The sequence below is a fragment of the Bacteroides sp. OM08-11 genome, assembly GCF_003438665.1.
Classification (GTDB): Bacteria; Bacteroidota; Bacteroidia; order Bacteroidales; family Bacteroidaceae; genus Bacteroides; species Bacteroides cutis.
In genome coordinates this window covers 431,858-444,019 of the sequence record NZ_QSTJ01000001.1, presented here as the reverse complement: position 1 = coordinate 444,019, position 12,162 = coordinate 431,858, and the positions used below count along the sequence as shown (strand labels likewise).

Genomic DNA, 12,162 nt, shown 5'->3' with positions numbered 1-12,162 from the left:
ATGGACTTACGAAACTCACAACAGTTCTTTCGCCCTATCCAACGCCACATTAATGTTGGGACAGATGTTTTCTTTTCCCAATAATTCATTGAAACCTGATTTTTCCAAAACTTTGTACACTTTCTCGTTGACACCGGAGAGTACAATGGTTATCTTTTCCTTTTGTGACATCTGGCAAAGATTGGTCAGGTTATGGATACCGGTAGAATCGATGAAAGGCACTTTACGCATACGGATGATACGCACTTTGGGACGGTCGCCCAGCTGTGCCATGGTTTCTTCGAATTTGGTAGCGATACCGAAGAAATACGGGCCATTGATTTCGTATACTTCCACCCCCTGCGGGATAATCAGATGTTCTTCGTTGGTTGCGATATCCAACTCCGCATTCGGGTCTATTTCATCTTTGATTACAGATATTTCGGTCGTTTCCATCACACGGCGCATAAACAGCACGCAAGCAATGACCAAGCCTACTTCAATGGCAATAGTCAAGTCGAAAATAACAGTCAGGAAGAAGGTTATCAACAATACCGTAACGTCCGATTTCGGGTTCTTTAACAGCGCTTTGAAGACACGCCATCCGCTCATGTTATAGGATACGATAACCAGTACCCCTGCAAGGCAGGCCATTGGAATATATTGCGCCAACGGCATTAGGAATAGCAAAATCAACAACAATACCACTGCATGTACTATGCCGGCAACGGGCGACTTACCTCCATTGTTGATATTCGTCATGGTACGGGCAATGGCACCGGTTGCAGGAATACCGCCAAACAGGGGAGCCACCAGGTTGGCTGCGCCTTGGGCTATCAGTTCCACGTTAGAGTCATGTTTGTCGCCTATCACACCATCTGCCACGGTAGCCGAAAGCAATGATTCGATAGCGCCCAGTACCGCGATTGTAATGGCCACAGGAAATAAGTTTTTAACCGCCTCCCAATCCAAAGCAGGCATCACGGCATCCGGAAGTTCGGCTTTGATGCTGAAGCGGTCACCGATTGTATCGATACAATCGATACCTCCGTATGTTTTCATCAGATAAACAGCTCCGGTCACTACGACAATCGCGATGAGCGAACCCGGTATTTTCTTTGAAAACTTGGGAGTGATGGCGATAATAATGATACTGGCAATACTTACAATCGTGTTCCACCAGTTCACCGTGTCGAAATGCCGGAAGTAAACCATCCATTTTCCTATGAAGTCTCCCGGAACTTTCTCATCCCCGAAATTCAGTCCGAAGACATCGGCAATCTGTGTAGTAAAGATAGTGACGGCAATACCGCTGGTGAAGCCCACAATGATGGGATAAGGAATAAACTTGATAACTGCTCCCAGTTTGAACACTCCCAGCAGAACGAGGATGATACCTGCCATCAACGTTGCTACGATCAGTCCCGCTTCTCCATATTGCTGGATGATACCATAAATAATAACGATGAAGGCACCGGTAGGTCCGCCGATCTGTACTTTGCTTCCTCCAAAAAGGGAAATGATGAAACCGGCAATGATAGCCGTGATAATACCTTTTTCAGGTGATACACCTGAGGCGATACCAAACGCAATGGCAAGAGGAAGAGCAACGATACCCACAATGATACCTGCCATCAAGTCTGCCATGAATAATTCTTTCGAGTAATTTTTTAAAGCCGTGTATAGCTTTGGTTTGAATTCGAACGCTTTCATTTTTTAATCTACTTTTACCACTCTGCATGATGCAGAGATTTATAAACGGACTGCAAAAGTAAATAAAAAAGTGTAGATTTATATATACTATTGAACATAAACATCTTGATTTTTGTTTTTATTATCCGGTGTGATAGATATTTTCTATCTTATGATAGATAAATCTGATAGAGTAAACTGTGGTTATTCCGAAGTAAATGCATAATTTTGTATTAACGAAAAGAACAATACGAACGATATTTATACGTAATTACATTAACTAATAAAAAAGAGACTATGAGTAAAAGTGTTAAAGGAACTCAGACAGAAAAAAATCTGTTGACTTCATTCGCCGGTGAATCACAAGCAAGAATGCGTTATACTTATTTTGCAAGTGTGGCTAAGAAAGAAGGTTACGAACAGATTGCTGCCATTTTCACGGAAACAGCCGATCAGGAAAAGGAACACGCAAAGCGTATGTTCAAGTTCTTGGAAGGCGGTATGGTAGAAATCACCGCTTCTTATCCGGCAGGTGTTATCGGCACTACATTGGAAAATCTGCAGGCTGCCGCTGCAGGCGAACATGAAGAATGGTCATTGGATTATCCTCACTTTGCCGATGTAGCAGAGCAGGAAGGTTTCCCTGCAATTGCTGCCATGTACCGCAATATCTCTATTGCAGAGAAAGGCCACGAAGAACGTTATCGCGCATTCATCCAGAATATCGAAACGGCTTCTGTATTTGCAAAAGAAGGTGAAGTAGTATGGCAATGCCGTAACTGCGGTTTCATCTATACCGGCAAAGAAGCTCCTCAGGTATGTCCGGCTTGTTTGCATCCGCAGGCTTACTTCGAGATCAAGAAGGAAAACTATTAAGATGTTTGGCCGTATTAAGGCATAGTTCTTTCCTTATTAAGACTGGACATCCATAACATCCCCATGTTTTACCCCATAACATCCGGGTGTTTTCATACACAACATCCCCATGTTTTATAGTAAAACATGGGGATGTTGTGTATGTGTAGGTACAATTTTCCCGACTATATATCTTATGTTTTCTCTTCTTGACTTCTGATGATTTACAAATGAGATATTAAGCCATTCGCTAAAAGTTGATAATTATGGAGTTCTACCTTCCAAATCGTTATTTTTGCCTTATAGAAAGAAAGTTTTTTTCTTGATAGACCAAAAAAACGAGAAAAAAGAAAGTTTGTATTTTAAACAATATTATCTTTGCGATTATTATTTAATACTAAAGAAACAAAAATATGGATGCACAGAAAGTAGATGCCTTTATGATGGCAAACAACAAATTCTTTAATGATTATCAGATGATGACTATCCGCGAACTTTTGCTTAGAATGGACGATTCCAAATGGCCGATGATACAAATGTTGCAGTTCAAGGATCCTACTATTTCCCTGATTATATCCTTGATCGGAGGTTCGCTGGGGATTGACCGTTTCTTTATCGGTGATACAGGACTCGGTGTGGGCAAGCTGCTTACTTGCGGTGGTTTGGGTATCTGGTCTATTGTAGACTGGTTCTTGATTATGGGTGCTACACGTGATAAGAATTTTCAGAAGCTGCAATCTCTGATTTAATGACGTCCGGCTTCGAACATGAGTAAAAGGAAGCTGTATATATTCTTGGCATTTGCGTGCCTTGCCGGATATATATGGATTGCCATATCACTCCTGTTTCCCGAAAATCAGATATGGAGTGGTTGTCTGTTCAGGCAATTGCTTCATATTCCGTGTCCTGCCTGTGGTTCTACAAGGTCTGTCATGGCCTTGTTGAACGGAGACTGGCAGGCGGCTCTTTATCTTAATCCTAACGGAATCTTATTGGCTTTATTACTGGTGGTGATTCCTCTGTGGCTTGCATTGGATTTGCTACGCCGCAAATCTTCATTGTATCACTTCTATAACCGGATGGAGAAGACACTGAAACAAAAAAGTATATTTTTTATCTTTCTTGGCTTGGTACTGATAAACTGGTTTTGGAATATCTTGAAAGAACTATGATTACTTATACTCCTCAAGAACATGAGCTGGAAACTGCATCAAACGGTTATTTGATGTCTTTACTGGTCATTATGGTGGGACTTCCTTTTCCTATTGTCAACTTGATTGCTACAGTGGTATTCTATTTCGGCAATCGCAGGAGTACATATTTTGTGCGTTGGCATTGTACACAGGCTCTTGTTTCGCAGTTTCCGTTGTTTCTCACCAATAGTTGCCTTTTCTGGTGGACAGTGAGGATCCTGATCGGTAACATGGATTTGTCTTCCTTTTACTTTGCTTATCTGTTTACGGTAGTACTGTTCAATGCAATAGATTTCATAGCTACTCTCCATACATTGATTGCCATTCGTAAGGGCAAACAGGTGGAGTGGTATGTCTTTGCTGCCTTAACCGACTTAATATGTAAGCCCCGATGAAGAAGTTTTTATATCAATCGCTTGTTTCAATACTGCTTTTCATGACTGTATTGTTTGCCTTTTCACGGGTGGACTGGTTGTCCGTGTTCCACTTGCGTGAAACGGTTATTGAAGAGAAGATAGGAGAGCTCTATTGGGATTTGTTTTCTAAGACCCAGACTTTTGTGGAGAAGAAATCCGTTATGGCTCCGTTGGATACTTTGTTGTCTACATTGTGCCGTGCCAATGATATTTCTCGCGACAAGATAGAAATTCATGTAATAGAGAGCGAAGAGGTGAATGCTTTCGCGTTTCCAGGCAATCATCTGGTGATATACACTTCACTGCTGTCGCAATGCAACGATGAGGGTGAGCTGTGTGGGGTAATGGCACATGAGGTGGCTCATATCGAGAAAGGGCATGTCATGGATAAGCTGATGAAAGAAATAGGGTTTTCTACGTTGGTTGCCATGATTGGGGGCAGCCAAGGGGCTGAGGCTTTGGGGCAATTGGTACAGGTACTTTCTTCTACAGCCTACAGCCGTACTTTGGAACGTGAAGCCGACGAGACTGCCGTCCATTATCTGATGAAGGCGGGAATGAATCCGCGCGGGCTTGCGGAATTTCTTCATAATCTTCCTCAAGAGACAAATTTACCGGGTTTCACCGAATGGATCAGTACTCATCCCGATTCGGAAGAGCGTTATAAGGTTATCAATGAGATAGTCGATAAAAGCGGATATCACAAAGATTACCACAATATTCTCACAAAGGAGGAGTGGGAAGGACTGAAGAAGAAAAAGTGAGTAGTGCCGGAATGAAAAAAGCGGCATTTGTTTTGAACACCAATACAAATGCCGCTTTACTGTATTCTCTCTAAAAGTGGAAAACTATTTTTTTGCGTGTGGATAGTCTATTGTATAGTGCAGTCCGCGGCTTTCCTTACGTTCCATAGCCTGGCGGGTAATCAAATATCCCACATTGATCATATTGCGCAGTTCACAAAGTTCCCGTGTAGCTTTACTGCTCTTGAAGAGTTTTTCCGTTTCCTCATATAAGATGTCCAGACGGTTCCATGCACGTGTCAACCGGGTATTGCTACGGACAATGCCTACGTAAGCCTCCATAATCTGGTTTACTTCCTTCATGCTCTGCGTAATGAGTACACGTTCTTCATTGCTGATGGTACCTTCGTCGTTCCATTCGGGAATGTCTTCGTTGAAGTCATAACGTTCTAATACGCTCAGTGCATGTTTGGCGGCAGCATCGGCATAGACCACTGCTTCAATCAGGGAGTTGCTGGCAAGGCGGTTACCTCCATGTAAACCTGTACACGAACATTCGCCGATGGCATACAGGCGACGGATACTCGATTGTCCGTCCAGATCTACCGTGATGCCGCCACAAAGGTAGTGTGCAGCAGGGGCTACGGGGATATAGTCTTTGGTTATGTCAATACCGATACTGAGACATTTTTTATAGATATTAGGAAAATGTTTCTTGGTTTCTTCGGGATTTTTGTGAGTGACGTCCAGATAAACATGCTCGTCGCCACGTTGTTTCATTTCATTGTCGATGGCGCGGGCCACTATATCGCGTGGAGCCAGCGAAAGCCGCTCGTCGTATTTCTGCATGAATTCTTTGCCATCCATCGTGCGGAGTACGCCGCCATATCCGCGCATGGCTTCTGTAATCAAGAAAGCAGGGCGGTCGCCCGGATGATAGAGAGCGGTAGGGTGAAACTGGATGAACTCCATATCTTTTACCGCACCTTTGGCACGATAGACCATAGCGATGCCGTCTCCGGTTGCTACCAGCGGATTGGTAGTGTTGCGATAAACAGCTTCACAACCACCGGTTGCCATGATGGTCATTTTAGAGAGGAAAGTATCTACTTCACCGGTCTTCTCATTGAGCACGTATGCGCCATAGCATTTGATACCGGGCGTATAGCGGGTTACGATAATCCCCAAATGGTGCTGTGTGATGATTTCCACTGCGAAGAAATTGGTGAATACGGTAATATTGGGATGTTGCTTTACGGCTTCAATCAGGCTGGTTTGTATCTCGGCACCGGTATTGTCTTTATGATGCAGGATACGGAATTCAGAGTGTCCTCCCTCTTTATGGAGGTCAAACTCTCCTCCTTCTTTTTTGTCGAAGTTCACTCCCCACTTAATGAGTTCATTGATTTGTTCGGGAGCATTGCGCACCACTTTTTCTACGGCTGTACGGTCGCTTATCCAGTCGCCGGCAATCATGGTGTCTTCGATATGTTTCTCGAAATTATCTACCGCCAGATTAGTGACGGAAGCAATGCCGCCTTGTGCAAAATAAGTGTTTGCCTCTTCCAGACCGGCTTTGCAGATGAGGGCTACCGTTCCTTTATGCGCTACTTTCAACGCGAAACTCATACCGGCAATTCCGGAGCCGATAACGAGGAAATCGAACTTTCTTATCATACTTTTGTGTATTTAACGTTGCAAAACTACAAAATAAGTACGTTCCTTGTGCTTTCTGTGGGTATTAATTCGCAAAAAGACTTATCTTAGCGGCAAAAATCAGACAAGATGGACCGGATATTTCACGCACGCATTGCCGCCGGGCAATATGTATTTCTTTTTTTAGCGGCAGGACTTGCTGCCTATGGTTTATGGGAGAAACATATTCTTGTGGCTATCCTGTTCATGTTGTTGCTGATAGTTTGTATCGAAAAATTAATTCATACGACTTATACCATAACTACCGATGGGAAGTTGATAATATTCTTCGGGCGTTTTATCCGCAGCAAAGAAATTTTGTTGAACGATATTATATCTGTAGAGCGTTCTTCCTCCATGCAAATAGGCAAATTTGCGGTGATGCGTTACGTACTGATAAAATATGGAGGAGGCAAGTGTATGGCGCTACTTCCGGTGAAAGAGGAGGAGTTTGTCCGGTTGCTAAAAGAAAGGATGCCATGATCAACGATTATTCCGGCAGCTTTTCCAGCTTGATTGTTGCTTTATGATAAGCAGGGACGGTCTTTATGTATTTTCCTTTTATTTGTTTTTCTGTTTTTGTGTATTCGCCTGTCAACGTTATTGTATAGGTGACCGTAAGTCTTTTATAAGTAAGTATGCTTCCGATCGTGAGTTTTGAATGAGGAGGTATAGTGGTTGAAGAATCGGATTTATTTGGACTCTTGATTTGAATGGTTTCCGCGCCATATTTCACTTTCATATTATTATTGGCATATACTTTATCTAAGATAGTGAAAGGGGCTTGTACGTATATTTCTTCTTTTCCCATCCAGGTGAATGCTTCAGGGTCATCACTCAGAAAAGTAGTTTCTTCCCATTCGTTTTCATAAGGTTTATGTATCACCGATTTGGATTGAGAAGATTTGTTTACCGTAACTTCAAGGGGAAGTTCCGTTTCAAAACAGCTTTCGCCATCTCCTTCTTCCAAGGAGTATCGAATATCTTTGAATGAGTATTTCTCGTTTATTTCTTCATCATTGCTACATGCAACCAGGGTACAGAGTAGAAAGATGCCACATAATGACTGACGGAGTAAATTGATTTGTTTCATGGTTCTCTTTTTTAAGCGGTTAAAATGGCTCTGTTTTTATAAGAGAGAAGCGATATTCTACAAAGATAAAATTTTTTCTCTGAAAACCCATTAGATTTTAGTTCTAATTTTCAAGATCTTCTATCTTATGTTGTATCGGCGAACAGTCGTAGGGATATTTTTTCACCAATTTTCCTTTGAAGACTTTCTTTATGTCATTGTTTGGCCGGGATAGGGTCAAGATATAGCTCAGTTGCAACTGTTTGTAGTAAATGTCGGCAGAATAGGTGTTCTTTTTTTGGTTTACTTGATCCACTTCAAATGTTTTCTCTTTCAGATCGCTGTCATACGTTAACCAACTGCCATATTTCCGTTTGTCTGTTTCGTAAATGATTTCTCCGTTTGATATGTGCTTCGGCATATCTACGTAAATGCCTTCTTCGGGGTCTATCCATTTAAAAGGAGATTCTTTTTCAGTATGGAAACTGTAGAGGATATATGCATTGTAGAATGGCCAAAAAGTAGTTTTTACAGTTTCTCCGTTATTATTGGTATGGTCGTGTACAATCATTCCCCAAGGTTGGGATTCAGCTTCTTCCACTCCGTCGCCTTCTTCCATGCTGTAGGTTATGGATTCCAACTTGTAGAAACTGGTACATTGTTTTTGGCGTATGATGATTTGTTCTTTGTAAAATCCTGTGTTTATTTCAAGATTGATGATGAAACCGCGTTCTTCCTTGTCGAAGTTTTCTTGCAGTTCGATGGTAAGCGTGTTTTCTTTATCACGTTTGATGGCGAAATAACTGTGCTGTAAACTTCCCAGTCCTTCCAGCCGCAAAGGCTTGTTATGCTTATCTGCTATGATGAAACCGTCAAGACTGGCTACGGAAGCAATCCGCCAGTTACTGCGTGTCATGTCTATCTGTAAAGAGGAAGCATCACCTTCCATAATAGCTTCTTGAATGGAGGAAATTCGTTCGTCTTCATCATCGTTGCATGCTGTCGGTAGGCAGAAGAGAAGTACGAATAAAAAGAAAAATGAAAATGATTTAGTTATTTTCATGTCAATTGTCGTTTAGTTAATGGCTGTTTAGTGTAGTTATTATGAATAGTACTATGTGGCAAAGATAACTCTTTCTAAAGAAAGAGCTATTTTTTATTCGGGAATAAGATGGTTTTTTACTAACTTGCACAAAAATTAATAATTAACTAAGAAGTTATGAAATATCAAGTTGCCATTATCGGTGGAGGCCCTGCGGGATATACGGCTGCTGAGACTGCCGGAAAGGCAGGAATGAGTGTCGTGTTGTTTGAAAAACAAAGTCTTGGCGGAGTGTGCCTGAATGAGGGTTGCATTCCTACGAAGACTTTATTATATTCGGCCAAAACGTATGACGGTGCACGTCATGCTGCAAAGTATGCGGTCAATGTACCGGAAGTATCATTTGATTTGTCCAAGATCATTGTCCGCAAACAGAAAGTGGTACGGAAACTCGTTTTAGGTGTCAAGGGTAAACTGTCTGCTCACAATGTGTCCGTCGTGACCAGTGAAGCTACTGTAATAGATAAGAACCATATCCGTTGTGGTGAAGAGACATACGAATGTGAGAACTTGTTACTCTGTACCGGTTCGGAAACATTCATTCCGCCCATTCCGGGGATGGATTCGGTACCCTACTGGACACATCGTGATGCGTTGGATAATAAAGAACTTCCTGTTTCGCTCGTTATTATCGGAGGTGGGGTTATCGGTATGGAATTTGCTTCTTTCTTTAATAGCTTGGGCGTACAAGTAACGGTTATTGAGATGCTTGATGAAATCCTCGGTGGCATGGATAAGGAGCTTTCCGCTATGCTTCGTGCCGAATATACAAAACGGGGAATCAAATTCATGCTGAATACTAAAGTAGTATCTGTCATGCAACAAGTTCAGGATGACGATGAAAGCAAGCAATCGCTGATACAAGTGAATTATGAAACCGCTGATGGTCCCGGTTCCGTTATTGCTGTGAAACTGTTGATGAGTGTGGGTCGTCGTCCTGTAACAAAAGGTTTCGGATTGGAAAACCTGAATTTGGAAAAAACAGAACGGGGCAGTATCCGTGTCAACGAACAGATGCAAACCTCTGTGCCGGGTGTATATGTCTGTGGTGACCTGACCGGCTTCTCGCTTCTGGCACATACTGCTGTGCGCGAAGCCGAAGTAGCTATACATACTATAATGGAGAAAAAGGATGTGATGAGTTACCGTGCCATTCCCGGTGTGGTATATACCAATCCCGAAATAGCAGGAGTGGGAGAGACGGAAGAGTCTTTACAGAAAAAAGGTATTGCTTACCGTGCCGTTAAATTGCCGATGGCTTACTCCGGCCGTTTCGTCGCAGAGAATGAAGGAGTCAATGGTGTTTGCAAACTTTTGCTGGCGGAAGATGATACTCTGCTCGGTGCACATGTACTGGGCAATCCCGCTTCAGAGATTATTACGCTGGCTGGTATGGCTATTGAACTGAAACTGACTGCTACTGAATGGAAAAGAATTGTTTTTCCGCATCCTACAGTGAGTGAAATTTTTAAGGAAGCGCTCTGAATTTCCGGAAATTTATAACTTCTGATATAAATATTACAGAAGATGAAGACTGTAAAACTGATTACGTGTGATGAGGCTTTTCAAGCCCACATCATTCAAGGTGCTTTGGAAAATGAGGGTATTGCTTCTGTTTTGCATAATGAAAATACATCTACCGTGTTGCGTGGATATACCCGTGAAATAGCCGGTGTGGATGTATTGGTCTATGAAGACGATTACGATAGGGCGGTATCCCTGCTCGAGCAAAATCAGATGATCCCCGAGCAATTGAAGTATTGTCCTCATTGCGGTTCGTCCAAGATTGATTTTGTGCTGAAAAAAGGGCATAGAATGCGTGCCATTATGGCGGGAATTATTTCTGCATTGTCGGTAGCTCCTCCGGGTACTGATCATTGGGAATATGTTTGTAGCGAGTGTGGCGCCCGTTTCAATCAGCCGGTGGCGAAAAGAAATGGTTTGTAAATAGGTGTGTATGAAAAGATTATTGTCATATTGGCTTTTATCATGCTTTTTGTTATCTGTGTCTGCCCAGAAAATGGACAACTGGGTAAATGCACTTTCTTCTCGTTTAGATACATTGATCAAATACAAACTTCCCATCGGTTCCAATGTCGCTATTTCAGTTTATGACTTGACGAGTAACCGTCCGCTGTATGGTTATCAGGCAGATAAATTGTCCCGTCCGGCTTCTACTATGAAGTTGTTGACAACGATTACGGCGCTTTCATGTCCTGAAGCCGACGACCCATTCCGTACAGAAGTATGGTATAAGGGAGTAATTGAGCAAGATACTTTACGGGGCGATATTTATGTTATCGGAGGTTTCGACCCTGAATTTGATGATAATGCATTAGACTCTCTAGTAAATGCCGTTCTGCGTTTCCCTTTCTCTGTAATTCAGGGAAATATTTATGGAGATGTATCTATGAAAGATTCTCTGTATTGGGGAAGTGGGTGGCTGTGGGATGATACGCCGGCTTCTTTCCAACCTTATCTATCGCCGTTGATGTTGAATAAAGGAGTGGTTACCGTGGCTGCTTTTCCCACTGAATGGGGAGATACTGCCCGCTTGGAATGTACTCCTGTGTCTTCCTACTATTCACTGGCTAATAAAACACAATCGCGTACTCCTTCTGCCGGACGTTTTCGCGTATCCCGTAACTGGCTGGAAAATGGAAATGATATTCTCGTTACCGGGAATGTAGATACCAAACGGGTAGGTACGGTCAATATCTTTTCATCACAGGACTTCTTTATGCGTACGTTTATAGACCGTCTGCAAGCACACGGCATTCAACACGTTCCGGGAGAAAGAGATACTTTATTTTCCGATTATACTTTCGCGGAATTTCAAAAAGACAGTGTTTCCATGCGAATGGCCGTATATGATACTCCGATGCAAGTAGTAGTCAGTCAGATAATGAAAGAAAGCGATAATCTGGATGCAGAAGCCATGCTTTACCGTCTGGGAATGCAAAGTACCGGGAAGAAACATGTCTCTGCGGACGACGGTCTTACTGTTGTGCGTACATTAATAAAGAAATTGGGATATAAGCCCGATCATTATAATTTAGCTGATGGTTGTGGACTCTCCAATTACAATTATATCTCTCCTGAACTGTTGGTTGCTTTCTTGAAATACGCTTATTCGAGTACTACGGTTTTTCAGAAGTTATATAAAGCATTACCCATTGGTGGGGTAGATGGAACCCTGAAATACCGGATGCAGAAAGGGACAGCCTCATATAAGAATGTGCATGCCAAGACAGGATCTTTTACAGCTGTCAATTGTCTTGCCGGTTATTTGAAGGCAAGTAATGGGCATCAGATAGCTTTTGCTATTATGAATCAGAATGTCCTTTCCGGTAAGGAAGCACGTGCTTTTCAGGATAAGGTGTGTGAGGAAATTATAAAAAGGTGATAAAATGAT

At 42.4% G+C, this 12,162-nt stretch carries 13 protein-coding genes; 9 read left to right on the top strand and 4 right to left on the bottom strand.

What is annotated here, in order from left to right; all coding sequences use genetic code 11:
• Positions 1-15: 15 nt before the first annotated feature.
• Positions 16-1,692: a SulP family inorganic anion transporter gene (locus DXC10_RS01765; protein ID WP_117737238.1), complete on the bottom strand. Its 1,677-nt coding sequence runs from the start codon at positions 1,690-1,692 to the stop codon at positions 16-18.
• 276 nt (positions 1,693-1,968) lie between these two features.
• Between DXC10_RS01765 and rbr the strand changes: the two genes are divergently transcribed.
• From rbr to DXC10_RS01740, 5 genes are all read left to right on the top strand, one after another.
• Entirely contained in the window at positions 1,969-2,547 is a 579-nt protein-coding gene (gene rbr / locus DXC10_RS01760) for a rubrerythrin (RefSeq protein ID WP_101542024.1), read from the top strand.
• Between the two features lie 392 nt (positions 2,548-2,939).
• The gene (locus tag DXC10_RS01755) at positions 2,940-3,275 is read left to right on the top strand and encodes a TM2 domain-containing protein (protein WP_101542023.1); all 336 of its coding nucleotides are present in this window, start codon (positions 2,940-2,942) and stop codon (positions 3,273-3,275) included.
• An 18-nt stretch (positions 3,276-3,293) separates the two neighbouring features.
• Positions 3,294-3,698 (top strand): DUF2752 domain-containing protein, encoded by a 405-nt coding sequence (locus DXC10_RS01750; protein ID WP_101542022.1) that lies wholly within the window; start codon positions 3,294-3,296, stop codon positions 3,696-3,698.
• Positions 3,695-4,114 carry a hypothetical protein gene (locus DXC10_RS01745; protein WP_101542021.1) on the top strand — a complete coding sequence of 140 codons (420 nt, stop codon included), beginning with the start codon at positions 3,695-3,697 and terminating at the stop codon, positions 4,112-4,114. Before DXC10_RS01750 ends, DXC10_RS01745 begins: the two co-directional genes overlap by 4 nt.
• Entirely contained in the window at positions 4,111-4,899 is a 789-nt protein-coding gene (locus DXC10_RS01740; protein WP_101542020.1) for a M48 family metallopeptidase, read from the top strand. The genes DXC10_RS01745 and DXC10_RS01740 overlap by 4 nt, the downstream gene beginning before the upstream one ends.
• A gap of 84 nt (positions 4,900-4,983) precedes the next feature.
• Here the strand turns inward: DXC10_RS01740 and nadB are convergent, their stop codons facing one another.
• On the bottom strand, positions 4,984-6,555 hold the full coding sequence (gene nadB / locus DXC10_RS01735; protein ID WP_101542019.1) for an L-aspartate oxidase: 1,572 nt from the start codon (positions 6,553-6,555) through the stop codon (positions 4,984-4,986).
• Between the two features lie 108 nt (positions 6,556-6,663).
• Here nadB and DXC10_RS01730 point away from each other — a divergent pair, with 108 nt between their 5' ends.
• Positions 6,664-7,056 carry a PH domain-containing protein gene (locus DXC10_RS01730; protein ID WP_101542018.1) on the top strand — a complete coding sequence of 131 codons (393 nt, stop codon included), beginning with the start codon at positions 6,664-6,666 and terminating at the stop codon, positions 7,054-7,056.
• A 7-nt stretch (positions 7,057-7,063) separates the two neighbouring features.
• Here the strand turns inward: DXC10_RS01730 and DXC10_RS01725 are convergent, their stop codons facing one another.
• Complete coding sequence (locus tag DXC10_RS01725; RefSeq protein ID WP_101542017.1) at positions 7,064-7,666, bottom strand: hypothetical protein; 603 nt, start codon at positions 7,664-7,666, stop codon at positions 7,064-7,066.
• 103 nt (positions 7,667-7,769) lie between these two features.
• On the bottom strand, positions 7,770-8,708 hold the full coding sequence (locus DXC10_RS01720; protein ID WP_101542016.1) for a hypothetical protein: 939 nt from the start codon (positions 8,706-8,708) through the stop codon (positions 7,770-7,772).
• Between the two features lie 156 nt (positions 8,709-8,864).
• On the opposite strand from DXC10_RS01720, the gene lpdA reads away from it, so the two are divergent.
• The 3 genes from lpdA to dacB are packed head-to-tail and all read left to right on the top strand — an operon-like array spanning position 8,865 to position 12,153.
• Entirely contained in the window at positions 8,865-10,232 is a 1,368-nt protein-coding gene (lpdA, locus tag DXC10_RS01715; protein ID WP_117737237.1) for a dihydrolipoyl dehydrogenase, read from the top strand.
• Between the two features lie 42 nt (positions 10,233-10,274).
• Positions 10,275-10,694 carry a DUF2007 domain-containing protein gene (locus DXC10_RS01710; protein ID WP_101542014.1) on the top strand — a complete coding sequence of 140 codons (420 nt, stop codon included), beginning with the start codon at positions 10,275-10,277 and terminating at the stop codon, positions 10,692-10,694.
• 10 nt (positions 10,695-10,704) lie between these two features.
• A complete protein-coding gene (dacB, locus tag DXC10_RS01705) occupies positions 10,705-12,153 on the top strand; it encodes a D-alanyl-D-alanine carboxypeptidase/D-alanyl-D-alanine-endopeptidase (RefSeq protein ID WP_101542013.1) in 1,449 nt (482 codons plus the stop codon).
• Positions 12,154-12,162: the final 9 nt, after the last annotated feature.

Bases quoted from the DNA above. Each gene is read 5' to 3' on its own strand.
- DXC10_RS01745 (WP_101542021.1), top strand. From the start codon at position 3,695: ATGATTACTTATACTCCTCAAGAACATGAGCTGGAAACTGCATCAAAC.
- rbr (WP_101542024.1), top strand. From the start codon at position 1,969: ATGAGTAAAAGTGTTAAAGGAACTCAGACAGAAAAAAATCTGTTGACT.
- DXC10_RS01730 (WP_101542018.1), top strand. From the start codon at position 6,664: ATGGACCGGATATTTCACGCACGCATTGCCGCCGGGCAATATGTATTT.
- DXC10_RS01740 (WP_101542020.1), top strand. From the start codon at position 4,111: ATGAAGAAGTTTTTATATCAATCGCTTGTTTCAATACTGCTTTTCATG.
- DXC10_RS01710 (WP_101542014.1), top strand. From the start codon at position 10,275: ATGAAGACTGTAAAACTGATTACGTGTGATGAGGCTTTTCAAGCCCAC.
- lpdA (WP_117737237.1), top strand. From the start codon at position 8,865: ATGAAATATCAAGTTGCCATTATCGGTGGAGGCCCTGCGGGATATACG.
- DXC10_RS01750 (WP_101542022.1), top strand. From the start codon at position 3,294: ATGAGTAAAAGGAAGCTGTATATATTCTTGGCATTTGCGTGCCTTGCC.
- nadB (WP_101542019.1), bottom strand. From the start codon at position 6,555: ATGATAAGAAAGTTCGATTTCCTCGTTATCGGCTCCGGAATTGCCGGT.
- DXC10_RS01720 (WP_101542016.1), bottom strand. From the start codon at position 8,708: ATGAAAATAACTAAATCATTTTCATTTTTCTTTTTATTCGTACTTCTC.
- dacB (WP_101542013.1), top strand. From the start codon at position 10,705: ATGAAAAGATTATTGTCATATTGGCTTTTATCATGCTTTTTGTTATCT.
- DXC10_RS01755 (WP_101542023.1), top strand. From the start codon at position 2,940: ATGGATGCACAGAAAGTAGATGCCTTTATGATGGCAAACAACAAATTC.
- DXC10_RS01725 (WP_101542017.1), bottom strand. From the start codon at position 7,666: ATGAAACAAATCAATTTACTCCGTCAGTCATTATGTGGCATCTTTCTA.
- DXC10_RS01765 (WP_117737238.1), bottom strand. From the start codon at position 1,692: ATGAAAGCGTTCGAATTCAAACCAAAGCTATACACGGCTTTAAAAAAT.